The 22,466-nt window shown below is 63.6% G+C and carries 19 protein-coding genes and 7 pseudogenes; 12 read left to right on the top strand and 14 right to left on the bottom strand.

What is annotated here, in order from left to right; all coding sequences use genetic code 11:
• Positions 1-855: IS110 family RNA-guided transposase (locus ACSFBL_RS34825; RefSeq protein WP_435520369.1), on the top strand; the 855-nt coding region annotated here is incomplete at its 5' end.
• A gap of 542 nt (positions 856-1,397) precedes the next feature.
• Here the strand turns inward: ACSFBL_RS34825 and ACSFBL_RS34820 are convergent.
• Together ACSFBL_RS34820 and ACSFBL_RS34815 are read right to left on the bottom strand one after the other, a co-directional pair.
• A pseudogene (locus tag ACSFBL_RS34820) lies at positions 1,398-1,787 on the bottom strand (transposase); the annotation flags it as partial.
• A 1,170-nt stretch (positions 1,788-2,957) separates the two neighbouring features.
• On the bottom strand, positions 2,958-3,536 hold the full coding sequence (locus ACSFBL_RS34815; protein ID WP_435520368.1) for a patatin-like phospholipase family protein: 579 nt from the start codon (positions 3,534-3,536) through the stop codon (positions 2,958-2,960).
• Between the two features lie 324 nt (positions 3,537-3,860).
• Here ACSFBL_RS34815 and ACSFBL_RS34810 point away from each other — a divergent pair, with 324 nt between their 5' ends.
• Positions 3,861-6,650 carry an adenylate/guanylate cyclase domain-containing protein gene (locus ACSFBL_RS34810; RefSeq protein ID WP_435520367.1) on the top strand — a complete coding sequence of 930 codons (2,790 nt, stop codon included), beginning with the start codon at positions 3,861-3,863 and terminating at the stop codon, positions 6,648-6,650.
• Between the two features lie 741 nt (positions 6,651-7,391).
• Here the strand turns inward: ACSFBL_RS34810 and ACSFBL_RS34805 are convergent.
• The 3 genes and pseudogenes from ACSFBL_RS34805 to ACSFBL_RS34795 all read right to left on the bottom strand — a co-directional run bounded on the left by ACSFBL_RS34805 (position 7,392) and on the right by ACSFBL_RS34795 (position 8,857).
• Positions 7,392-7,645, bottom strand: a pseudogene (locus tag ACSFBL_RS34805) (DUF3141 domain-containing protein).
• Between the two features lie 60 nt (positions 7,646-7,705).
• A pseudogene (locus tag ACSFBL_RS34800) lies at positions 7,706-7,950 on the bottom strand (SDR family oxidoreductase); the annotation flags it as partial.
• Between the two features lie 340 nt (positions 7,951-8,290).
• Positions 8,291-8,857 (bottom strand): GNAT family N-acetyltransferase, encoded by a 567-nt coding sequence (locus ACSFBL_RS34795; protein WP_435520366.1) that lies wholly within the window; start codon positions 8,855-8,857, stop codon positions 8,291-8,293.
• 1,033 nt (positions 8,858-9,890) lie between these two features.
• Here ACSFBL_RS34795 and ACSFBL_RS34790 point away from each other — a divergent pair.
• A pseudogene (locus ACSFBL_RS34790) lies at positions 9,891-10,040 on the top strand (phosphopantetheine-binding protein); the annotation flags it as partial.
• A 100-nt stretch (positions 10,041-10,140) separates the two neighbouring features.
• Positions 10,141-10,455 carry a condensation domain-containing protein gene (locus tag ACSFBL_RS34785; protein ID WP_435520372.1) on the top strand — a complete coding sequence of 105 codons (315 nt, stop codon included), beginning with the start codon at positions 10,141-10,143 and terminating at the stop codon, positions 10,453-10,455.
• Here ACSFBL_RS34785 and ACSFBL_RS34780 read toward each other — a convergent pair.
• Positions 10,445-10,905: pseudogene (locus tag ACSFBL_RS34780) on the bottom strand (winged helix-turn-helix domain-containing protein); the annotation flags it as partial. The gene ACSFBL_RS34785 and the pseudogene ACSFBL_RS34780 overlap by 11 nt on opposite strands.
• Positions 10,906-11,077: 172 nt before the next feature.
• Here ACSFBL_RS34780 and ACSFBL_RS34775 point away from each other — a divergent pair.
• The 4 genes from ACSFBL_RS34775 to ACSFBL_RS34760 all read left to right on the top strand — a co-directional run bounded on the left by ACSFBL_RS34775 (position 11,078) and on the right by ACSFBL_RS34760 (position 12,284).
• Positions 11,078-11,284 carry a type II toxin-antitoxin system VapB family antitoxin gene (locus tag ACSFBL_RS34775; protein WP_435520365.1) on the top strand — a complete coding sequence of 69 codons (207 nt, stop codon included), beginning with the start codon at positions 11,078-11,080 and terminating at the stop codon, positions 11,282-11,284.
• Positions 11,281-11,655, top strand: a complete 375-nt coding sequence (locus tag ACSFBL_RS34770) for a type II toxin-antitoxin system VapC family toxin (protein ID WP_435520364.1) — start codon at positions 11,281-11,283, stop codon at positions 11,653-11,655. The genes ACSFBL_RS34775 and ACSFBL_RS34770 overlap by 4 nt, the downstream gene beginning before the upstream one ends.
• Positions 11,642-11,905: a hypothetical protein gene (locus ACSFBL_RS34765; protein WP_435520363.1), complete on the top strand. Its 264-nt coding sequence runs from the start codon at positions 11,642-11,644 to the stop codon at positions 11,903-11,905. The genes ACSFBL_RS34770 and ACSFBL_RS34765 overlap by 14 nt, the downstream gene beginning before the upstream one ends.
• A gap of 154 nt (positions 11,906-12,059) precedes the next feature.
• Positions 12,060-12,284 carry a hypothetical protein gene (locus tag ACSFBL_RS34760; protein WP_435520362.1) on the top strand — a complete coding sequence of 75 codons (225 nt, stop codon included), beginning with the start codon at positions 12,060-12,062 and terminating at the stop codon, positions 12,282-12,284.
• Between the two features lie 211 nt (positions 12,285-12,495).
• Here the strand turns inward: ACSFBL_RS34760 and ACSFBL_RS34755 are convergent.
• The 8 genes and pseudogenes from ACSFBL_RS34755 to ACSFBL_RS34720 form a co-directional block, all read right to left on the bottom strand.
• Positions 12,496-13,455 (bottom strand): annotated as a pseudogene (locus ACSFBL_RS34755) (IS110 family RNA-guided transposase); the annotation flags it as partial.
• A 92-nt stretch (positions 13,456-13,547) separates the two neighbouring features.
• Positions 13,548-14,042, bottom strand: a complete 495-nt coding sequence (locus ACSFBL_RS34750) for a YbhB/YbcL family Raf kinase inhibitor-like protein (protein ID WP_435520361.1) — start codon at positions 14,040-14,042, stop codon at positions 13,548-13,550.
• Positions 14,043-14,251: 209 nt separating this feature from the next.
• Complete coding sequence (gene phaZ / locus ACSFBL_RS34745) at positions 14,252-14,947, bottom strand: poly(3-hydroxyalkanoate) depolymerase (protein WP_435520360.1); 696 nt, start codon at positions 14,945-14,947, stop codon at positions 14,252-14,254.
• A 34-nt stretch (positions 14,948-14,981) separates the two neighbouring features.
• Complete coding sequence (locus ACSFBL_RS34740) at positions 14,982-15,821, bottom strand: SDR family oxidoreductase (RefSeq protein ID WP_435520359.1); 840 nt, start codon at positions 15,819-15,821, stop codon at positions 14,982-14,984.
• Positions 15,822-15,879: 58 nt separating this feature from the next.
• A complete protein-coding gene (locus ACSFBL_RS34735) occupies positions 15,880-16,029 on the bottom strand; it encodes a hypothetical protein (RefSeq protein ID WP_435520373.1) in 150 nt (49 codons plus the stop codon).
• A 124-nt stretch (positions 16,030-16,153) separates the two neighbouring features.
• Positions 16,154-16,963, bottom strand: coding sequence for an SMP-30/gluconolactonase/LRE family protein (locus ACSFBL_RS34730; RefSeq protein ID WP_435520358.1), 810 nt, complete (start codon positions 16,961-16,963; stop codon positions 16,154-16,156).
• Between the two features lie 380 nt (positions 16,964-17,343).
• A complete protein-coding gene (locus ACSFBL_RS34725; RefSeq protein WP_435520357.1) occupies positions 17,344-18,504 on the bottom strand; it encodes an acyl-CoA dehydrogenase family protein in 1,161 nt (386 codons plus the stop codon).
• The gene (locus ACSFBL_RS34720; protein ID WP_435520356.1) at positions 18,501-19,655 is read right to left on the bottom strand and encodes an acyclic terpene utilization AtuA family protein; all 1,155 of its coding nucleotides are present in this window, start codon (positions 19,653-19,655) and stop codon (positions 18,501-18,503) included. The genes ACSFBL_RS34725 and ACSFBL_RS34720 overlap by 4 nt, the downstream gene beginning before the upstream one ends.
• Between ACSFBL_RS34720 and ACSFBL_RS34715 the strand changes: the two are divergent.
• The 4 genes and pseudogenes from ACSFBL_RS34715 to ACSFBL_RS34700 form a co-directional block, all read left to right on the top strand.
• A pseudogene (locus ACSFBL_RS34715) lies at positions 19,549-20,253 on the top strand (error-prone DNA polymerase); the annotation flags it as partial. The gene ACSFBL_RS34720 and the pseudogene ACSFBL_RS34715 overlap by 107 nt on opposite strands.
• A 70-nt stretch (positions 20,254-20,323) precedes the next feature.
• Positions 20,324-20,581, top strand: coding sequence for an OB-fold nucleic acid binding domain-containing protein (locus ACSFBL_RS34710; protein ID WP_435520355.1), 258 nt, complete (start codon positions 20,324-20,326; stop codon positions 20,579-20,581).
• Positions 20,582-20,810: 229 nt separating this feature from the next.
• Complete coding sequence (locus ACSFBL_RS34705) at positions 20,811-21,329, top strand: SOS response-associated peptidase family protein (RefSeq protein WP_435520371.1); 519 nt, start codon at positions 20,811-20,813, stop codon at positions 21,327-21,329.
• 218 nt (positions 21,330-21,547) lie between these two features.
• Positions 21,548-22,279 (top strand): HNH endonuclease, encoded by a 732-nt coding sequence (locus tag ACSFBL_RS34700; RefSeq protein WP_435520370.1) that lies wholly within the window; start codon positions 21,548-21,550, stop codon positions 22,277-22,279.
• Positions 22,280-22,466: the final 187 nt, after the last annotated feature.

Raw genomic sequence — 22,466 nt, 5'->3', positions numbered from 1 at the left:
GAGTCGACCTACAACTGGTACTGGCTGGTAGACGGGCTGCAGGATGCCGGCTTCATCGTGCACCTGGTCAACACCGCTGCGGTCAAACAATACGACGGGCTTAAGCACGGTGGCGATCTCAGCGACGCGCGCCACCTCGCTCACCTGTTGCGTCTCGGCATCCTGCCAGTGGGTCATATCTACCCTCGCGAGCAGCGCGCCGTCCGCGACCTGCTGCGCAAGCGTAGCCAACTTGTGCGACAGCGCACCACCCAGATCCTGAGCATACACAACCTCATTGCGCGCAACCTCGGCGCGCGCATGAGCGGCGACTCGATCAAGCGCATGGAGCCAAAGGATGTCGATGCCATGGAACTGCTTGACGAACAGAAGCAGGCCGTGAAGGCAACCCTGGCGGTAATGGATTGCATCGACGAGCAGGTTCAACAGCTCGAGCGGGGAATCCTGTCCAAACTCAAACTGCGCGAAGACTTCAAGGCGCTCAAGACCGTCAGCGGCATCGGCGATATTTTGGCGCTGACCATTGCGCTGGAAACTGGAGACATCGCCCGCTTCTCTGACCCCGGCCACTTCGCCTCCTACGCCCGCATGGTCGACAGCCGTCGCGAATCGAATGGCAAGAAGAAGGGCGAAGGCAACGCCAAGTGCGGCAACAAGTTTCTCGCCTGGGCCTTCATCGAAGCGGCGCATTTTGCGGTGCGCTTCGACGCCACCATCAAGCGCTGGTACCAGAAGAAGTGCGCCAGTAGCTTGAGCGTCGTCGCAATCAAGGCCGTGGCGCACAAGCTAGCACGGGCCTGCTATCACGTGATCAAGCATGGACAGCCATTCGACGTTGCGAAAGCCTTCGGATGAGGCGGCGCCCTTCGGATGAGGCGGCGCTCGTAAGACACGAGCTGAAATGATCAATGGGACGGCGTCGACAATGTCGTACAAAAGCTGGCAGAACCATCGACCTGATTACACACCGACGTCGATCCCGCCCAATTCGATAAGTTCGTTGCGCCCGTACCGTGAGCCACAAGGAGCTGGATCACCATTCGGTGAAGCCACAGATCTGTGCAGCCGGCTCGCTGGCTGCAAGGTTTGGACACGGTGGGGAACAGAGGGTTTTCTGGGGCTGCCAATGCAGCCAGGGGCCGAGCACCGCAAGGCGCGTAGGCCTTGATCCTGATGGGTGACTGGTGCGCTACGGCGTTACCACCGTTCGAAAACCAAGTGCGTGTCGAACTCGAAGATTGGGGAGCGCAGGCTTTGGAAGGGAAACGAAGCGAATAGATGGCGGGGGACACCCGCAGAAATGTGCTGGCCCCTATTTACACGGGGGGAAGCGAATAGATGGCGGGGGACACCCGCAGAAATGTGCTGGCCCCTATTTACACGGGGGCTAATGGGTGGCTCTTGGAGACGCCGCTCATGCCCAGCGACTTGACCAGGTCGTCCACCGAGCGGGTGGAGATGCCTTGCACGTAGGCTTCCTGGATGACGGCGGTGAGCGCCTTCTCGGCGGTGCGCCTTGGCTCCAGGAATTCGGGGAAGTAGCTGCCCTGGCGCAGCTTGGGGATCTTCAGTTCGACACTGCCGGCTCGGGTGTCCCAGGTGCGCTCACGGTAGCCGTTGCGGCTGTTGAGGCGTTCGGGATTCTTCTCATCGTAGGCGGCGCCGCAGCGGCCTTCGACATCCAGTTCCATGAGGCGTTGGGCCATGAACTGAACCATCTGGCGCAGGACGTCGACATCGGCTCCCTTCTCAGCGAGCTCGGCCAATGCCATAGTTGGGTTGGTGATCGTGATTTCCTTCAAGACAAGTTTGGTGGGTCGCACCTCAAACTTATCCGGTCTTCACGATGGCCACCCCCGAAGAGAGCGGTCGCTGCGCGGCAAGCCGCTTCGGGCTACGCCCTACGCGCCTTGCCGCGCAGCGAGTGAAAGAAGACTTACACCACTTGTCGGGACATCAACCCGGCTCAAGCCACGGCAGCCACTGCCTGGGTGAATGCGCGCGGCAAGCAAAGGCTGTCAAACGCAACCGCTCGATAAACCGGTGCGGTGCGCCGCAATGCTCAACCAGAAGCTCGACCATCGTTCGGGTGAGGCGGCCTTCTGCATGCGCCGTGCGCAGGGAGACCCTGCCCGGAGCGACTCGATCATGCGTCGCCGAGAGCCCCGTTCAAGGAGCTGATGAGCTCTACGTTCAGCTCGGGACGCCAAGAGAGGCAGACTAGCACTCTCCGGCGGCCAATCGCAGTGCGATCTTGGCAGCGGCCGACCAAGGAGCGCGAAATCAAGCGGCGTCGGCGTCGTTCGGTTGCCGCCAGAAAGGGTCCTCCGACGAATTCTCATCCAAGGACCAGAGTCGTCACGTCGAGCGGAAGACACTGAAGGGCGTGACGCCAGCACAATTTTGCGCGCGTCGCCGACTTTGCAGGGCATTGAAATACGCTTGACAGGAGGTCTTCAGGATTTAAGCCGCTCCCGTTTGACGAGGTGTGCGTGCAAGTGCGCCCCGTTGACGACGGTGCGGAGGCAACCGCGGCCGCCACCACAGGATGGACGCTTCAATCCGGCCTCATGGGCCTTTGTACCGGCGGCCCGGACGATTTGTCGATTTGTCGATTTGTCATCACGCTCTCTCGCTTCAGTTGCCAAGTGCCGATCGACGTGTGCCGCGCCCCTTTCGTCTCGGCCCGTTGACAGCAAGCCCCCGCCAGCAGTGGACCGCTTCGCTACGAGCTGTATCCAATGCAACCCCTGCAATGACCTCCGCGATTTCTCCCTTGGCTGTCCAACACCTGCCCTTGGGCCGCTGTCGTGCCGGAGCCTCCACCATGACACTACCGAAAACCAAACTCCTCTCTGGGTCCGGTCAAGCCGGGCCGAGCAGTCGCCTAAGGGAGGCTGAAAGCTGTTCAAGCTGGATGGGCTTGGTAGCGAGGATCAGCGGCCCCTTGCCGCGGTTCAGGTCACCGAAAGTCGCGTTGTTGAACAGGACTTCGTCATAGAGCTGAGAGGCCAGCTCCGAGCGCCCCCATCCCTGGATGACAGTCTGGCCCAGTTGCCCGGGTTCAGCGAGCGCGACACGATCGCGCCCTGCACGTCGCGCTTCAGAAAGCGCTGCTCGTAGTCGTCGAACAGTCTGTCGCCGTACAGTCCATAAGCCAGCGCGGTGAAGCTGCCGCCCGAGACGCCCGTGATGATGTCGACCTGGCCGATCAGGCGGCCTCTGCCCTTCGGCGTGACGATCTCGGTGCGCCGCAGGTATTCGAGGACGCCGTAGGAAAACGCGGCAGCGCGCGTGCCGCCGCCCGAGAAAGCCAGGATGACCAGCGCGTCCTTGTCCTTGACCTGCGCTTGGCGTGTCTCGAACCGATAGCCGCTGCTGGCATCGGCCTGCTGGATTGGGGGGTTGATCGGCCGGTTGGCGCAACCGACGAGCATCAGCAGCGATGCGGTGAAGGCCGCCGACAGGCCCGCGCGAAGACGCGTTCGCAAGCGCGCTTGGTAGCTGACCTTCGGCGTGGTCACGCTGTTGGCCAAGGGCGGCTATCGGCGAGTTTGGCGAACAGGCAGTCACGGCCATGAACGGTCCTTGGGGCACCCCAATCATGCGGCGGGTCAAGACCGACTCCGGTCGTTCAACGGCGCGAACCGAGCTGGCGGTTCCGACCCAGTCCGGACATCCGAGGCGACGAGTTCGCCGCCCGGAAGCAGCCCCACAATGTCATCGTCCAGGCTCGCGCCGTCGCCGATGGAGAGCAGTGGCTGGCCGAATCTGCACGCCTTGGCGTTGGTCTTGTCGTCGTGGCGAGCGGTCCGGCGGTGCGCGCTGCAGGAGTGACACGGCCCCATGCGAGGACTACGATGCTGCTCGCATACGGGCGGGAGTGCCTCGTGAACGATTTGGGCTTGCGGCATCGGTTGATGGCGATTCTCTGCGCCGACGCGTCGGGGTACTCGCGTCGGATGGCGCAGGACGAGCTTGCGACGGTGGCCGAACTCGATGCGGCGCGCCAGGTCTTTCGCGGGCGCGTCGCCGAACATGGCGGGCGCATCGTCGATACGGCCGGCGACTCGGTGCTGGCGGTGTTCGAGACCGCCGCCGGTGCAGTGGATGCGGCCGTGGCCGTCCAGCGACGGCTTGCGCGTGCGGGCACTGGCCAACCCGAGGCTGCACACCTGCGCTTTCGCATCGGCGTGCACCTGGGCGACGTCATCGAGAAGCCCGACGGCTCGGTCTACGGCCACGGGGTGAACGTGGCGGCGCGCCTGCAGGCGCTGGCGCTCGAGGGCGGCATCTCGGTATCGGACTCGGTGCGCAACACGCTGGGAGAGCGGCGCGCTCATCGCTTCGTGGACCAGGGCCAGCACGCGGTACGCAACATCGGGCAGCCGCTGCATGTATTTGGAATCCCCATCGAAGGGGCGGTGGCGTCGGATTCAGGATCGGCGAGGCAAACGTTCCACGCCGCAACCGCATCGGCCCAGTCCGGGGGCAATCTGCCCGCGCAGCTGCCACCGCTGTACGGACGCGCGGAGGACGTCGCGGCGCTGGCCCGGCTGCTGGAGCTTCATCGCGTGGTGAGCGTGGTAGGCCCTGGAGGTCTCGGCAAGACCCGGGCGGCGCAAGCGGTGGCCCACGCCGTGCGCGGTCGCTATGCCGACGGCACCTGGCTCGTGGAGCTGGCCCCGCTGGCGGATGGGCAGTTGGTGGTGCCCACGGTGGCGCGGGTGCTGGGGCACCCCATGGCGCTGAAGGAGACCGCGCTGGCGTCCCTGGTGCAGGTGCTCAGGGACCAGCGGCTGCTGCTGGTGCTGGACAACTGCGAGCACCTGCTCGAAGTTGTGGCCGAACTGGCCGCGCAGATCGTGGCGGGCGCCCCGGGCGTGCGGCTGCTCGTTACGAGCCAGGAACCGCTGCACATTGCTCAAGAGCAGATCAGTCGGCTCAATGCGCTGGCGGTGCCCCCCAGCGCGGACGCGAGTGCAGCGTCCAGCTACGGTGCGGTGCAGCTGTTTGTCGCGCGCGCCCAGGCCGTCGATTCAAGCTTCGCCGTGGACGGCGGGAACGTGGAGGACGTGGTCGAGATCTGCCGGCGGCTCGATGGGATGGCGCTCGCGATCGAGCTGGCCGCGGCGCGGGTGCCGCTGCTGGGCGTACGCGGGGTGCGTCAGCGCCTGGGCGAGCGGCTGAAGCTGCTGGCGGCGGGCAGCCGCACGGCGCTGCCGCGGCATCAGACGCTGCGCGCGGCGCTGCAGTGGAGCCACGGGCTGCTGACGGCAGCGGAGCAGACGGTGTTCGACCGGCTCGGCGTGTTCATGGGCACGTTCTCGTTGGAGGCCGCGCAACTCGTGGCGGCCGACGAAGCGATCGATACGTGGACAGTGCTCGATCACCTGGCCTCCCTGGTCGACAAGTCGTTGGTCCTCGTTGAGGGCGGCGAGGCAAAGCGCTATCGGCTGCTCGAGAGCAGCCGTGCTTTTGCGCTGGAGCGGCTGGCCGCCACAGGATCGCTCGAAGCGATCCGCAGGCGGCATGCACAGGCGATCGCCGACACCCTGGCCGGTGACGATCCCTTCGAGGAGCCGCTGGCGCGGATGCGTCGCATCGCGCCCGATCTGGACAATGTGCGTGCGGCCGCGGCCTGGGCGATGGGATCCGGTGGCGATCGCCAGATCGCCGTGGCGCTCGCCGCCGCCACCGATATGCTCTGGGATGCACACGGCTTCAATGACGAAGGTGCGCGTTTGTACCGGGCCATCGAACCCTGGGTGGACGAATCGACGCCGCCGCGACTGGCCGCGCGTTTGTCGTTCGCCGTCGCAGACCTGCGGATGATGACCGACATGAAACGCCAGGCCGAGGCGGGACTCAGGGCGGCCGAGCTGTTTCGCAGCCTGGACGATCGATTCTGGGTGTTCAGGTCATTGACATCAACCGTGTACTCATTCGCGTATCTCGCCGACCGTGATGCGGCGCAAAGAGCGCTGACCGAGATGGAGGCGCTGCTTGACCCGGCTTGGCCGTCGTGGCTGCAATTTGCCATCGCCTGGGGCAAGTCACTCCGCGAATACTGCATTGAGCGCAGGCCGCAGGAGGCACGAAAACTCATTGACACTGTCCTCCAGAGCCATCGTCGAGGGGACAGCTTTTTCGGGGACGTGTGTGAAGGCGTGCGTCCACTTTTCGATCTCGCGGCAGGCGACTTTGCGTCCGCATTGCATCGATGTGACGATCTTCTTGGCGGATCAAGGGTGATTGAAGGCGCCTACTTCCGCGCATTCATCCTCGCTTTCCGCGGATTGGCACAAGTTGGCCTCGGAGATCTCGAAGCGGCCGAGACCTCGTTGCGAACCGCGGCGACCATGATCACGCACGCGCAAGGTCCGGCTATCTGGGTGTTTTGCTACATCGCGAATCTGCTTGCGCGTGAGGGCAGGTACATCGAAGCAGCGAAGACGATTGCCTACATCAACAACCGCTTGGGCTCCGACCACGCCCGCTTGCCCCCGGTGCCAGAGCGCTGCTACGAGGAAGCACTCGCCGTCATCAAAACGGGTCTCGATGCCGAGGCGCTTGGACGCCTTCGCGACGAGGGTTCCCGCCTCAGCGCGGAGGAAGTGATCGCCATGGCCTTCCCTGCGCGAACGTAGCGACACGAACACCGACGGCCCGCTCTGCGACGTGGGAACCGTCGGTAAGCAGCCAGTCGTGAATGACTCGTCCTGGCCGGGATGGTGAGCTTGAGGCGCAGCAACGAACGGCAGCATCGCACATCCTGCCGCAGGTCGATCGGTAGCGACGAACGGCATCGGGCCCCAAGCTGCCAGTTGGATCCCGGTCGCCGTAGTCGAATCCAATTTGGCTGCCAGCATGGCGAGGCCCACCGCGCGAACGTGAAAAATGCTCACGGCACTGCCGATTGGGGCCTGAGGGAGCCGGTATTTGCCCGACCAGCGCTCATGCGCCAGTCGCAGGGCTTTCAGGACGTGCCTATTTATTATCGAAAGTAACCAGCTCAAGAGGGGCACGGCAGGCAAGAGATGCCTTTCAGGATGAAGTCGAACTTCTGTTCAAGGTTGTGCCGCTATTCACGCAAAGGGCGCACGGCAAGATGAGCCCCGGCCCCCCCTGCCCCTCGGCGGAGACTGCTGACAGCAGGCGTGCAGCGGTTTGCGGCAGAGCGCAACGCCCTGCTCCACGAGCAGCACGTGCTGACCAGGGAGCGTATGGAGGCCGCGATAGAACCTCTCTTCCCAGGCCTGTTTCCCTAAGCCGAGCTTGCCGATGTGCTGAGCAAGACCGTGCCGGCATTGCGCGAGAGGCCAGCGTCTGGTTAGGTTCGGGCACCGGACGGAAGGCGACAAAGCCCAGCGCAGAAGGCCTCGCCGACCTCACTCGGACTTGAGCCCGGCGATGCCGGAGCCGTGCCCGGCGCGCGGGTCGATGATCACCACCGTTCGCTTCTCGGAATCGACGGTCACGCCTTCCGGCGGCTCGATGCCAGCAGCGCGTAGTTGATCGGCCTCTCGAGTTCACGGTCATCCATCACGACCTCGTGCTTGAAGTCGAGCACCGGCGGCATGCCGGCTGCCTCGCGTGCGACGAAGATCTTGCCGCGTTCGCGGAAGGCACTCAGCGTCAGCAACTGCCGCTGCGTCGCGTAAGTCCAGTATTCCGCCCACTCTTGGTCCCGGTCGAACTGGGCGATGATGTGGTAGCCGCCTCTATGACCGGCACGGTGCCGGTAACGTTTGCGGCTCCCGGGGAGGCAAGGAAGGCGGCATTGGCGCCGACGTCCTCGATGGTGGCCAGTTGATGCGTCGGCGCACGATCGGCGGCGTGCCGCAGAAGTTCGTCGAATCATCAATACCTGAAGCCGCGCGCGTCTTCAGTGGCCCGGGCGACAGCGCGTGCACGCGAGATGCGCTTCGACCCCAGTTCGCTCGCCAGTCCCGGGTCACCGGACCTGCGTCGTGAAAGGCCCGTGCGCAGCCCACGCGATCGATTGGTCGTTGGCCACGCCAGCGACCAGCACCTTCATACCATTGAGCGGCAATTCAAAGGAGCCTCCAAGGAGCACCTCCGTGAGGAACTGTTCGGCACTTCGAAGATACGAACGCGTCTGACGTGCGTGTGATGACCTGCCCTTGGTCTCCTCGGTCTGAATGCAGAGTGTGGGCGAGCTAAAAACGCGTCGCAACACGCCGTGGACTGCACGGATCAAGATGCGGCGGATATACGGGCCGGCACCTGCGTCCGGGTCGACTAACTCGATCGCTGCGCGATCGCCTTAGGGGCTACACGTCGGGTTCAGTCCAAGGTCGAGTTCGACATGGGTCACGCCGCCCTCCCTATGACTGCGCATTGGCAGACCGCTGCGACGGAACACCGCGAGCATCGCTGCGTTGTGCGAAAGCACATCGGCGGTGAAGCGCTCGATGCCGTGCCGCCGCGCGATGTCGGCCAGCGCCGTGAGCAGCCTGCCTGCCAAGCCCTGGCCTTGGTAGTCCTCCTCAACCGTGAAGGCCACCTCGGCCGCTTTGGCACCATCGGGTGCGGCAACGGCAACTGACGTGGCACTTCCGATGACGATTTCTTCGTCGCCGGCCCGGATTGTTACTACGAGACCGGTCCGGCGGATGAAGTCGACCCTGGAAGCGCGATTGAGCCATTCCTCGGGAAGCTCCTTCAGGTACCCAAAGAACCGGGTGTAGACCGACTCCCGTTCCAGTTCCGCGAACATAGCCTTGAGCCTGTCCCTATCGTTAGGGCGCATGGCGCGAATGGTTGCTCGGGTGCCGTCGCGCAGGACGACGGCGGTCTGGCAGATGTTCCAGTCATCGATTTCATTCGTCATGTCGCTTGCTTCCCACCCTGCCTCCCCAAATGGTTGAGGCGATCGACATCCCCGATTTTCGGATTGAGCCGTGGCCGCCCCTTGGCTGGCCTGCATCCCCTTTGTACGTCGCTCGGGTCGTCGGCCGGCCTTTCGCCCACCGCGATACCCTTTCCGGACGCCGATCTGGCGGTCTGGCAGATCTGGCGGGATTCAAACTCCATCATCGCTTCGCGGGTCGGGTAAATCTCTGCCTTGACCAACTCGCGTTAGCAGGAGTGCCTCACCGCCGACCGAACGCCCTAGTACCGACTTAAAAGGCTGGCTCGTATCTGGTCGCCTGCTGTCTCGTCTTCAGAGCCATAGCCGTCACCGAGGACTGCGCATTCAGCGACCACGCTTTCAGCAAACGTCTGCACGGATGCCGAAATCGCTTCCCCTGGTTTCAACAGGCCAGACATGACGGCAAGATTGGCGAAGACCTCGACGGGATTTTGTTTAAATCCATTCTCAAAATGCTACGCCGTGTGCGGCCGAGATCGCCGCATGGGGTGTAAGTCTTGTTTCGCAATCCTTGCGAAGAACCTACGAAGTGAACTAAAGCCGTCATGGGCGGGACGAAAAGAAATTGTTTGGTCGTCCGGCGCAAGTCCAAACAGCTCGGCCCGCAGCAATGGGGCGGTCGAAAGATCGAAAGGGCGGCCAATGCGTGCGCGATGCGCTCTCGAAGTTCACGTTCCGTGGGCGCGTCGAGTTGCACGCGCTGCCGCACCGCCGCTGGCCTTCGCCGACTTCATCATCAGGCAACGTCAGCGCTTCGAAAGCGTGGTCCCGAAGGGACCGGGGAATGCCGCGTGCCTGCGCTCGGCCCTGAAGATGCGGCTGCCCGACTACATGATCCCGGATGCCTTCGTGTTCCTGCGGAACTGCCGCGGCTTGCCAAAGGGAAACTTGATCGCGGGCGGCTCCCGCGCCCGGGCAGCGACGCATCGGAGCTCCATTCGCTCGCGCCGCGATCTCCGATCGAATCCACGCTGCTGGACATCTGGAGCGGGTGTTGGGCAAGTCGGGCTTCGGCGTGCGCGCCAACTTCTTCGACCTCGGCGGCCATTCACTGCTGGCCATGCAGATCGTGTCGCGCATCCGTTCGACCGTTCGGGTCGAGCTGCCCCTGCGCCAGATGCTCGAGCACCCGACGATCGAAGAATTGGCCCGGAAAGTCGGCACCGTGGCGTCGGATCCGGACACCGGCGAAGCGGCGCAGATGGCGCGCATCGAAGCGTTCCGCGCACAGAGCGTTGCCGGTGTCGTTCTCGCAGCGGCGCGTGTGGGTACTGAACCAGATGGACCCCCAAGGCGCCGCCTACAACATGCGCGACACGATGCGTCTGCGCGGGCCGCTGGACACCTCCGCCCTGCGCGCCGCGCTGTCCGATCTCGTCGCCAGGCACGAAGCGTTCCGCTCGACCTTCGAGTTCGGAGACACCAAGCCCAGGTTCCTCATCGGCGAGGCGCATCCGGCGCGCCTGATCGAAATAGATCTCTCGCCGACGCCTGCGGCCGAGCGAGAGAGTGAATCCACCGGCAAGCGGCACGCAAGTCGCTGCACTTTTTTTTGAGCGCCGGCCAGGTACTGCGCTCCAACTGCGAACAGCGTCGTCGTTGCGTTCGATGGTGCGCTTTTCAGGCTTTTGCACACTGAAGCCCAGGCTGCCCAGAATCCGCCAGACCTGCGTCTGTCCAAAGCGCACGCCGTGCATGCGCTCGATGACAGCACCCACCCGCTTGAGCGTCCATAGCTCGGTGGCAAATCCATGCTCGGTCAGGCTTTGCAGGAACGCCGCGCGCACGGTTGCCATTTGCCCCTCATCCAACTGCGCCGGACGCCCTGGCTCGGGCACGGCTCGCAGCGAATCGATGCCACCTTCATCGAGCAGGCGCTTCCATGTGTGCACGGTTTGCCGGGCCACCCCGACGGCCGGGGCTGCCTCGGCGCAACTCTTGCCCGCCAGCAGGATTCGGCCTGCCCGCAATCGCTTCTTCGCCGCTTCGGTCAATCGTTTTTGCATCGGGCAACCGCAACACGCAGCGGCTTAATCGGGACGGGGAAGCTCCCTTCCATTCGGCTACCCCTTGGAGAGAGCGAGCAGCCCAGTCGGCCCGCTTCGAAAGTCGAAGGCGGCGACGTAAAAGATGCGCGATCTGATGCAAAATGGAATCACCAGAGATTCAGGACCAACCATGCGTACGACCGTCACCATCGAAGACTCTCTTTTCGAAAAGGCCCTTGAACTGGCCGATCCGGAAATGGACAAGGCGGAGATCTTTCGAGAAGCGATCCGCACGTTCGTACGTATTCAGGCGGGCAAGCGCCTCATTGCGCTCGGAGGGACTTCCCCCGACATCAAGGACGTCCCGCGGCGTCGAGGCGAGCTGATCTCGCCATGAGCGTGCTCGTCGACACCTCTGTTTGGATCGACCATTTCCGCAGCGGCAACGCCGCCCTCGCAAACCTGGTCGGCTTGGACCTCGCCTTGACCCATCCGATGGTGATCGTGGAACTGGCGTGTGGCACCCCGCCCTCTCCGCGAGAGCAAACGATTGGCGGTTTGAGCCTTCTGAGGTCGTGCAATCAGGCCACGTTGGACGAAGTGTTGAAACTGATCGAGCGCGAAAAGCTGTACGGACTCGGGTGCGGATTGGTCGACATGGCGCTACTTGCGTCGACCCTCATCACCCCAGGCGCACGGCTATGGACCCTTGACCGACGCCTGTTGGAACTGGCGCAGCGATTCGACGTCGCACATGGCTTCCACTGACAGCCCAGCCATGTCAAACGACTTGCTAGAGCAGCATCCCTCGCAGAATCCATCGCAGCTCAACCTGCTCCTGGCGCCGTACACTGGCGGGACCATGACCTCGCGGCAGCTCTCTTGCGCGACAAGGCTTGCCTTCAGGGAGATCTTGGTAGAACTGGGCAAGCGAAACCTGGCACTGCCGGGTGTGAGCGCGGAGCGCACGCCCGCGCAGGATTCATTGCTGGATCGTGCGCTGCGAGGTGGCGAATGAGTTCCCCACGACGAAGGAAACTAAATGGGCCAACTAACAGTGCGACCCGGCCACCCCGGCTCACCGCAACTCAATCTGACGCCGCTGACGCAACCACGCGCTCCTTGATCCAGCGCAGCTGTCCGATATGGCCTAGGAAGCCGCCCACGATCTGATGTCCGAGGGCGAGTCCAGAAACACGCAAGCGTCGTACCGCACGGCGATGCGGTACGGGGCTGCCTGGTCCGGCGCGCGCTACGGCCGCCAGATGGAGCTGCCCGTGCCGGTACCAGTGGTGGTCCAGTTCATCGTCAACCACGCCGAGCGTTCGACGAAGGTCGGGCTGGTGCACCAGCTGCCGCCCGAGATCGAAAAAGCTGCACCAACAGGCCGGATGTAAGGTACTGCTGGCCATCATGGCTATTCGCGGCCGCGGTTCCTATCTCCAGGTTGTACTCAAGGTACTGGGAATTTGTCGGAGTGTCCCCGGCCAGGTTTGACCTTCATCCATCACCACGCTTTTTGCAGGCTCTCCTTCAAAACGGTTCGTGTTCTCTTTCCTCCGTCGACTCGGTCAACCGTGCGAAGTCGTTGATCAGACTGTCACCTTCCTCGAGCGGATTCCATCTGTCCTGATCTAACGCGGCGCCCTTGGCTAGAATCGCCCAAGCCGCGCGAGCCATCTTGTTGGCCAGCGCGACCACCGCAACGTTGTGGTGGCGACGTTCCAGAAGTCGCGTCAGCCAGCCAGACTTCTCCGCCCTGGCAATCACTGCCCTAGCGCCCGCGATCAGCAGCGTACGCAAGTACGTGTCGCCGCGTTTGGGGATACCGAATTGCTGCGTCTTGCCGCCGGTACCAACGTGTCGCGGCGTCAATCCCACCCACGACGCGAACTGGCGGCCGGACTTGAATGTGGAGAAGTCACCGACAACGGCAACCAGCGCTGATGCTGTCAGTTCTCCGACGCCCGGAATCTGTTGAATTGCCTGCATTTGCCGGTCCTCGCGGATCGTCGCATGCAATCGATGGCCGATGTGATCGATGTCATCTTGCAGCACATCGACGCGTCTGAGCGGCTCCTGCACTGTGATCACCAGATTGGCCGGTATCCGGTCTTCCTCCTGCGCTTTGCCAGTTCACCCTGGATCGCCTTGAGTAGATGGTTGTGCCCTACCGGAAGTGCGATTCCGAACTCGGACATGATGCCCCGCAATGCATTGGTTTGCATGATGCGCATCTTCATCAGTTGACGGCGAATTCCGTGCAACGCCATGCAGGCCTGCTGGCGTTGACTTTTGACTAATACAGGCAAGATGTGCGCTTGCCGGGGCCGCCACCGAAATGGCCTGCGCATCCATCGCGTCGGTCTTGTCACGCAACAGGAACGCCTTGACGTGCTGTGCCGGCAGGAGCTTGACTTGATGCCCCAGCGAACTGATCGTGCGAGCCCAGTAGTGGGCGCTGGCGCAAGCTTCCATCGCAACCAGGCTGGGCTGGCACTTGGCGAAGAATTCGGTCAGCCTCGCGCGCTCGACCGTGCGACGTTGGATCTCGCCGGAGTCCAGCAGATCCGCTTGGAGACAGAACTCGGAATGCCGTCCTCATGCCAAGTCGTTGTCGTGCGAAGGCAAACTCGCTTCGCCCTTGAGGGGATCTCGGCTTAGCGTTTATAGAGGCCGGTCAGGGTAGCCGTGGCGAGCGTGTTCTGGTAGATGAAGAAGCGCGCCACGGCGTTCGTCGCGTTGGCCGGCAACCCGAGCTTGAGCACGCCCAGAGCGTGCACGGTGAAGATGTAGCGGCGCGGGGGCAAGCCCTTGGGCGGGCAGGGACCGCCATAGCCGATGGCGCCGTAGTCGTTGGCGGCCTGAGTGCCGCTGGCGCCCAGGTCAGTGCCGTCGCTGGAGCCCAGGCCCGCGGCGAGCTGGGTGACGGACCCATCGATGTCGAATAGGATCCAGTGCCAGAAGCCGCTGCCGGTAGGCGCATCCGGGTCGTACAGCGTCAGCGCGAAACTCTTGGTGCCTTCCGGCGCGCCCTGCCATTGCAGCGCGGGCGAACGGTTCTGGCCGGTACCATCGTAGCCATCGAACTCATGCACCAGTTGCAACAGATCCTGATTGTTGAATTCAGGCGATGTTAATTTGAAGTTGCTCATGCCATTTCCTTTCACTTAATTTTTGAGAACTCAGAAAACTGTCTTGCTTCGTACGTCTCATCGACTCGCCATGATCGACCGGCCTTGCGGGCAAATCAATTCCAGCGCTTTCGAACTCGGGCATGAAGCGCTGGACCAATTGCATGATGGTCGTGTGGGCCGAGGCCAGACCGCTCTCGGCAATTCGCGCTCTGATGGCGTGGCCGACATCAGGCGCTCGCAGCTCCGACAAACGCCCGAATGATGGGCGCCACATCGTGGGCGCGCGACAGCAGAAACAGGTGCCCGTCGTCGACGATGCGAAGCCGGGCATTTGGAATCAGCGCGGCCAGGATGCGGCCGTTGATGACGGGCACGATGGGATCGTCCGAACCCATCATGACCAGAGTCGGCTGCCGCACCGAGCGCAGCCAGAGGATGCTGGTCCACCCCAGGCCCGCGAGCAGCTGGTACATGTAGCCGCGTCCGCGCGGCGGCAAGATGCGACTGGAATGCCTGGCCAGCAGTTGTGCATCACGGCGATAGTCGCCCCCATAGTTATCCCCGCCCAACCGGTTGAGGTAGGCTGGGTCCCAATAGCGGCGCGGACTGGCCAGCTTGCTGATCACGCCCAGTTTGCCCGGCACCATCACAACGCCGGCGGCCGTGGCCGCCAGAATCAGACGCCTGCAGCGCTGCGGGCAGGTGCGCGCAAACTGCTGCGCCAGCGCGCCGCCCCACGACACGCCCAGCACGTCGACCTGTCCGACATGGCCCAATGCGGTCAGCAGCCTGTCCGTCACGCGGGCCAAATGGGACAGCCGATAAGGCCATCGCGGCATCGACGATCCGCCGATGCGGGAGACGCCGAGTTCCTTGCCGACCCATTGCGGCAGCGTGGCGAGGGAAAGTGATGTGGTGGTCATGGCGGTGGGATCCTTTTGGGGCGAGGGGAGCCACTCAGGCGCGGCGTTGCCGGGGCATGGCCTCGAGCTGGCGGTTCTGCAGGGCCGACCCGACCAGCGAGAAGCCGCCGTCCACCTGCACCACGGTGCCGGTGACGTACTGCGCGAGAGGCGAGGCCAGGAAGACGGCGGCCTGCCCGATGTCGTCCACCGAGCCGTAGCGGCGAAGCGGCAGGGACGCGACCAACTCGGCCGCGTCGGCTTCGCTGACTAGGCGTTTGAGGCCTTCGGTGCCCGCGATCGGCCCCGGGACCACGCTGTTGGCGCGGATGCCGTGGCGGCCCCACTCGATCGCCAGGTTCTTCATCATGATGTCGATGCCCGCCTTCGCCGCACCCACGTGCGCCTGGTAGACCTGCGGCACCGAGGCCTGCGGGGCGGAGATGTAGACCAGGCAGCCGCGGGTCTTCTTCAGTTGCTCGAAGCCCAGGCGAGAGGCGTGGAAGGCGCCGAGCAGGTCGATCTCGATCACGGTTCGAAAGCCATTGGGGCTAAGCTCTTCCGCTGGGCAGATGAAGTTGCCGGCGGCGCCGGCCACCAGCACATCCATCGGCCCCAGCTCGGCCTCGGTGCGCTCGAAGGCCGCGCCCAGCGCCGCGGGGTCTCGAACGTCGGCAGCCACGGGCAGCACCTTGCCATCCAGGCGGCCGTTCAGTGCGCGCAGCTCGATGGCGGCTTGGTCGAGCCTTTCCTGGCTTCGCCCGCAGATGGCGACATGGGCGCCGAGCGCGGCGAAGTTGCGCGCGACTCCGAGGTTGATGCCGCTGCCGCCGCCGGTGACGAAGACGGTCTTGCCCTTGAACAGGTCGGCGGGAAGCAGTTGTTGCACGATCATGACGGGTATCTTTAGAAAAAGGATGCGGAATTGGGAATGCGGAATTGAGAATGGGGATTCAGTCCAGGTCGCGAAGAACGCGTCGGAGAATCTTGCCGATCGTGCTTTTGGGCAACGCTTCGGCGAAGCTCACGATCCTGGGCACCTTGTAGACGGTCAGCTCCGCGCGCAGAACCACCGCGCGACGCCGGATCGGTACGGCGTTCATGATGTCTCCCCTTTAATTGGATTGGTGAGCCGGCCGTTTCCGCGGCCGTTCGCCTCTTTTGGCCGATCATTGGTGTAGTGTTCTCACGGGTGCCGGTGCATCGCGCCCAAGGGGCTCGTTCACTTCAGCGCAATCCCGGACTGGGCTCCGGTATCCGCTTCTTGATCTTCGAGATCGTGTGGACCTTCACCTCGCGAGCCCACGGTCCATCGATGGTCCGCAGATTCCGCCCGACGAGATGCCCCAGGCCAAGTTCGTCGGCAAGCTGCGAAATGGCCGTCTCGACATCGAGCGACAGGTTGGTGACAAGCACGTCGTCACCGTGGAATACGAGGCTGTTCGACCAGAGAAAGCCGATGGGTGCGCCGTTGCGATCGATTCCGCCGAAGTCCCCCAGCTTGGCAATGACGCGGCCCTGCGTGGGCTCGAGCACGACGATCTCGTTCGACTGGTTGCACGCGATCCAGAGGTTGTCGTGCTCGTCGATGATCAAACCGTCGGGCCCGCCGCCGATCCGGTTGACGAACACTTCAGGCGTGCCGGGCTCGAGGGTCGAGCCATTGACCGGTACTTTGACGATGGTGTCGTTCGCCGTATTGGCGACGAACAAGGCCGTCTTGTTGTTGTTGAACGCCAGGCCGTTCGCGCCGATGGTCGGCGGTATCCTCGTCGGCTTGAGCAGTGCGCTGCTGACCCATGCCGACGCTTCGCCACCGTCGGGTCCGACTTTCCAAATGATGCCCTGGTCGGCGTCGGTCACGTACACGTTGCCGGCGGGGTCGAACGTCATCCCGTCGAGGCCGGGTTGCTTGCCCGTGACCGTCATGAACACGGATGAGGCACCCGACCTGTGATCGACGCTCAGGACCTTCCCGGCCCCGTAGTCGACCACGAGCAACTTGCCCGTCTGTGGATGGAAGCCGAGGTCGAGCAACAACCTGCTCGAGCCCTCGATTCCGACACTGCGCAGATGCCCTGCGGGTCGAACACCAGCAGCGTTCCCTCGCTTGTTTTGGGTCTGTTCGCTGCCACCGTGACGACATAGACATTGCCTTCGCGGTCGACGGTGATCCCCTCTGGATGTGCCTCACCCGGGGGCAAGGCAGCGAATGTTGCGACCTTGCCGCGCTCCCATGCACTCGCGGCGAGTGACGTCGCGAGCGAAACCAGGAGTATCAGCATCATCCTGACCAAGTTCATCCTCATGTCACATTCTCCAAAGCAGTGGGTTGATGAATCGTCACCAATCTGGTGGGGGGTCGCAGGGCGTGGCTTCGGCCGCGCCATGAATGAGTTTGTATTGTGTTGCCCGGGTCAATACGACTTCGGCAGGCCGAGCGCCTGCTCGGCGACGTAGCACAGGGCGAGCTCCTGCGTGACCGGCGCGAGCAGCGACAGCACGCTTTCGCGCAACCCGCGCTCGACGTGGTATTCCTTCGCGAAGCCGAACCCGCCGTGCGTGCGCACGGCACGCAGCGCCGCCTCATAGCCGGCCTCCGCAGCCAGATACTTGGCAGCAGTGGCCTCAACCCCGCACGGCTTGCCGGCGTCGTAGAGCGCGGCGGCCTTCCACATCAGGAGCTCGGCGGATTGCAGTCGCATCCAGCATTCCGCCAGCGGATGCTGGATCGCCTGGTTCTTGCCGATCGGCCGGCCGAACACGACGCGTTCCTTGGCATAGTCGGTCGCGTGCTGCAGCGCCGTTTCCCCCGCGCCGAGCGCTGATGCCGCCACGAGGATCCGCTCGGGGTTCAGTCCGTGGAGCAAGTATTTGAAGCCCTTGCCTTCCTCGCCGATGCGATCCCCGGCGGGAATCTCCAGCCCGTCGATGAACAGTTCGTTCGAGTCCACGGCCTTGCGCGCCATCTTCTCGATTTCGCTGATGCGCACGTGCGAGCGATCGAGGTCCGAGTAGAACAGCGTCACGCCGTCCATCGGGCGGGCGCAGTCCTCGATCGGCGTCGTGCGCGCCACGAGAAGGATCTTGTTGGCGTGCTGCGCGGTCGAGGTCCAGACCTTCTGGCCGTTGACGATGTAGCGGTCACCGTCGCGGCGAGCGAAGGTCCGCACGCGCGTGGTGTCGGAGCCGACATTAGGCTCGGTCACGCCGAAGCAGGCGCGATCGGTTCCGTCGATCAGCGGCGGCAGCATGCGCCGCTTCTGCTCGTCGGTGCCGAACACGACCACCGGCTGTGGGCCGAAAAGGTTCAGGTGCACCGATGACACGGCCGCCGAGCCCAGCTTGCCAATGGTGCGCATCACCATCGCGGCCGCCGAGATCCCGAGCCCGGCGCCGCCGTGTTCGCGGGGCATGGTCACGCCGAACCAGCCGCCGCGGGCGACGGCCTCGCAGAACTCGTGCGGCCAGCGCCCGTCGCGGTCGCGCTCGAGCCAGTAATCGGGGCCGAACTCGGCGCAGAGGTTTTCGACGGCGTCGCGGATCGCCAGCTCGTCGCCAGAAAAGTCGAAGTTCATGCCGGGAGTTGCTGCAGCAAGCTTTTGGGGACCTGGACCGGCATGTCGAGCAGCATCTGCGCCATGCCCTTGCCGAGCGGATCATTGCGCAGCGATGCCATGCCGCCGCCGCCGAGCGCCTGCTCGCACACCAAGTTGATGGCATGGATTCCGGGCAGCTCGTAACGCTGGACCGGCCCCTGCACCAGATGGCCGAGGTACGCCTTCACACGCTCGGGCGTCACCTGCTCTTGCAGCACGGGCAGCAGCGCCGGACGGCGCGCGATCAGGCCGATGTTGGAGGTGTCGCCCTTGTCGCCGCTGCGCCCGAAGGCGATTTGCACGAGCGGCACGGTCTTGCTTGGGCCGGCGGGCAGCGTGCTCTGCGAGGCCGCAAGCGGTTCCGGCGTGAGCTGGGGTTGCGGCGGCGACAGCGTCACCGAGAACGTCGTCTCGCCGCCGAGGGTGACCGTCGGCGTCACCTGCTCCTTCGCAATGAGCCAGGCGAACTGCCGCAGCACCGGCGACACCGAGGGACGGCCGCCCCCGCCTGTCGTGCCGGGCGACCACGACGTGCCCGGAGCGGCGAACTCGCGGCTGAACATCTGCAGCGCGCGCCGTTCCGCATGCGTGACCGTCAGGCGCAGCACCACTTCGCGAGTCGGCAATGTCCGCGCATGGGGGCCGTAAGCGGACTCGGTTCCCAGCAGCTCGATCCTCGTGGCGAGGAAATCCTCGAACCCGTACTCGCGCAGCAGCTGCCGTCCGCGCTCGAGCAGCGCCTCGCCGGTTCGCTTCGCCTTGCCAGGGGCATCGATGCCCACGATGGTGAGCTGCCCCGACACCTTGAAGCCCGCGTGTGCGGTGGCGCTGACCTTGTATGTGTTCGTTGGCGGTCGGCCGCGGGCGCCGGTCACGAGCACGCGATCGGGCCCTGCCTTTTCCATGCGCACTTGGCGGAAGTCGCAGACCACGTCCGGCAGCAGGTAGTTCGCCGGATCGCCGATCTCGTACAGCAGTTGCTCCCCGACCGTTGCCGGCGTGACGAGCCCGCCCGTCTGCGGCGGCTTCCCTCGCCATCTAAGCCAACACCCAGGCGGCTTCGTGATTGGACGCGACAAGATCAGTCGGCTAGTCCCTGTGGAAAACGCTGCGATGGACAACCGCAGCATCATTCAGTGGGACAAGGACGATCTCGATTCGACAGGACTCATCAAGGTCGACATCCTCGCGCTGGGCATGCTGAGCGCGATCCATCGCGCGCTCGACCTGGCCGGGGAGAAAGCCGGCGGCCCGCCGATGCGCGTACAGGACGTGCCGGCGGAGGACCCTGCGACCTACGAGATGATCTGCAAAGCTGACACCGTCGGCGTTTTCCAAATCGAGAGCCGAGCGCAGATGAGCATGCTCCCACGCATGCAACCTCGGACCTTTTACGACCTGGTCGTGCAGGTCGCAATCGTGCGACCGGGCCCTATACAGGGCGGCATGGTCCATCCCTACCTGCGCCGGCGCATGGGCGAAGAAGCGGTGGAGTACCCGAGCGACGAGATCCGTCGGGCGACAGAACGGACGCTCGGCGTACCGATCTTCCAAGAACAGGTGATGCAAATCGCGATGCTGGCTGCCGACTTCACTGCCGGCGAGGCCGACCAGCTGCGCCGAGCCATGGGCGCTTGGCGAAAGCGCGGCGGGCTGGAGGTGCATCAGCGGAAGCTCATCGAGCGCATGCTGATGAAGGGCTACACAGAGGAATTCGCGCAGCGTCTGGGGCATCAAGACGTCCGAGGAGCTACGCACCCGTGGAAAGGACCGTCAGAAGGTCCGCATCAGCGGAATCGTGACGCATCGCCAGCGGCCCAGCACGGCGAACGGCGTCATCTTCGCAACGCTCGAAGACGAGACTGGTACGGTCAACATCATCGTCTGGCCGCAGGTGGCGGAGGAACAGCGCACTGCGCTGCTTGGAGCCAAGCTGCTTAGTGTCGAAGGCACCTGGCAAAACGAGAAAGGCGTGCAGTCGTTGGTTGCAACGAAGCTTGTCGACCACACGCGCCTGCTGGGCACCCTTCGGACGTCCAGCAGAGACTTCCACTGACCCGTCGCAGGGTTGCGTCATCGCTGCTGAAAAGCACAATCGCCCCATGTGCAATCGATACATCTCGCCGGACGACTACGACATCGAGTCGTACTGGCACATAGGCCGGGAGGATGGTCGTCCAAGCTGGGCGCCGGCAATCTTTCCGCGATCGCCTGGCCCCTTCGTCCGCCGGGCTCGGCATGCCACAGGCTACGAACGTGAGCTTGTCGTCGGTTAGTGGGGCCTAATCCCATGGTTCGCGAAGGAACCGAAGCTGAAATTCCCGACGAACAATGCGCGCAGCGAAGAGCTAGCCGATAAGGCGAGCTTCAAGCACCCATGGGCGCGCGGGCAGCGCTGCATCATTCCTGCCTCCAGCTTTGACGAGCCGAACTGGGAGACCAGGAAAAACGTGTGGTGGCAGTTCCGGCGGGCGGATGAAAATCCTTGGGGCCTCGCCGGCCTCTGGAACACATGGGTCGACAAGGCGACCGGCGAAGTGCGCGAGTCCTACACGATGCTCACGCTGAACGCCGACAACCATCCTTTGATGAACCGGATGCATAGACCGGTGCTGGATCCAAAAACGAAGACCCCCCTACCGGCCACCCTACAGGACAAGCGTTCTGTGATCCCGATCGAGAGGGGCGATGTCGATCAATGGCTCTGCGGCACTATCGACGAAGCTAAGCAGCTGCTCAGGCTGACGCCAGTGGAAGTCTTTGATGCTGGACCGATCATCGATGCGCCCGTCGTGACGCGATGAGCGCACCGCAGCCGGTCGACGTGTAAGCTGATCATAGTTGCTGCGCCTCGATCAGAGTTGTTGGCCTGGCAAACAGTTCGTCAGCCAGCGTTTTGAAGAAGGCCTCAGGCTCGCCGCCGCAGTCGGTCGGTCGCGGGTTTCAGGAGCGTGTGCGCACTGACCATGCGGCGGGCAACAATCGGCCAGAAGCAGTCTTCAAGCACGTCGCGATTCGCTCAATGCTCAGCCAGTCCAAATCACAGCCTCTCGTCCCGGCAGTTCGTTGGGGGTTAACTTGTCTTGGCGGTTTTCCGTTGAGCACCTTCTTGCTCCACAGGTTAGCGCCAGTTGAAACGGATCGCCGCGGCCACTGGCCAGACGGGATCAGCCCAGACGTCATTGACTTTGTCGTGCAGCATTGCCTGTGCTCCGACTGCAATGCTCCCATCAAGGCTCCGTTGGCGCCATGTGCGTGCGGCGGCCCTAAGGACTGGGACTACGAAATAGCCGCGGTTTATCCATATGAGGAGAGTCGTGGGCTGGTTGACCGGCTATTCGCCAGGCAGAAGAGCCGCGTTGGACGTGCCCGGCGCGCGCTGCAAGCAAGCGAAGTAGGCGGGCGAGTCTCCCGGCCAGAAAAGGCCGCGCTATTCGAAGCACAAGGCGGTATCTGCTACTACTGCGCAGACAGTTTGACCGACGAGAGCGGACGAGCGTGCTACCACTGCGATCACTTTTTCCCGCTGGCCGCAGGAGGCCGGGGCGATTTGGAGAACTCGGTTCTCGCGTGTGCTCGCTGCAACCTTCTTAAGAACAATAGCGATGGGCACACGTTCATTCGCAAGCTACGCAAAACTAGCCTGGTTACCGAGAAAACGAGGCTCACGCAAATGAGAAGGTCGTTGGCAGTTTGGCGACGCGAGCGAGGATTGAAACCTTTCAGGTCGTTGGTCACCATTTTTGATTGCTGAATCGAGGCTCCCAAGCGACGGCAGCTTTGGGCCTCTTTGCGCCGACGGCGCGTGGGGCTACAGTCACAAGCTGAAGTTGACCCGATTTCGCGGACACCCGATCCTTATGGATGAAGGAGTCCGATATGCCTACACCGAAGCCTCCGTACCCGGCGGAGTTCCGCCGACAGATGGTCGAACTGGTCCA

The sequence above is a fragment of the Variovorax glacialis genome, assembly GCF_051216375.1.
Lineage (GTDB): Bacteria > Pseudomonadota > Gammaproteobacteria > Burkholderiales > Burkholderiaceae_C > Variovorax.
Note: the sequence above shows the minus strand (reverse complement) of the source record. Positions and strands in the feature narration are given on the sequence as shown.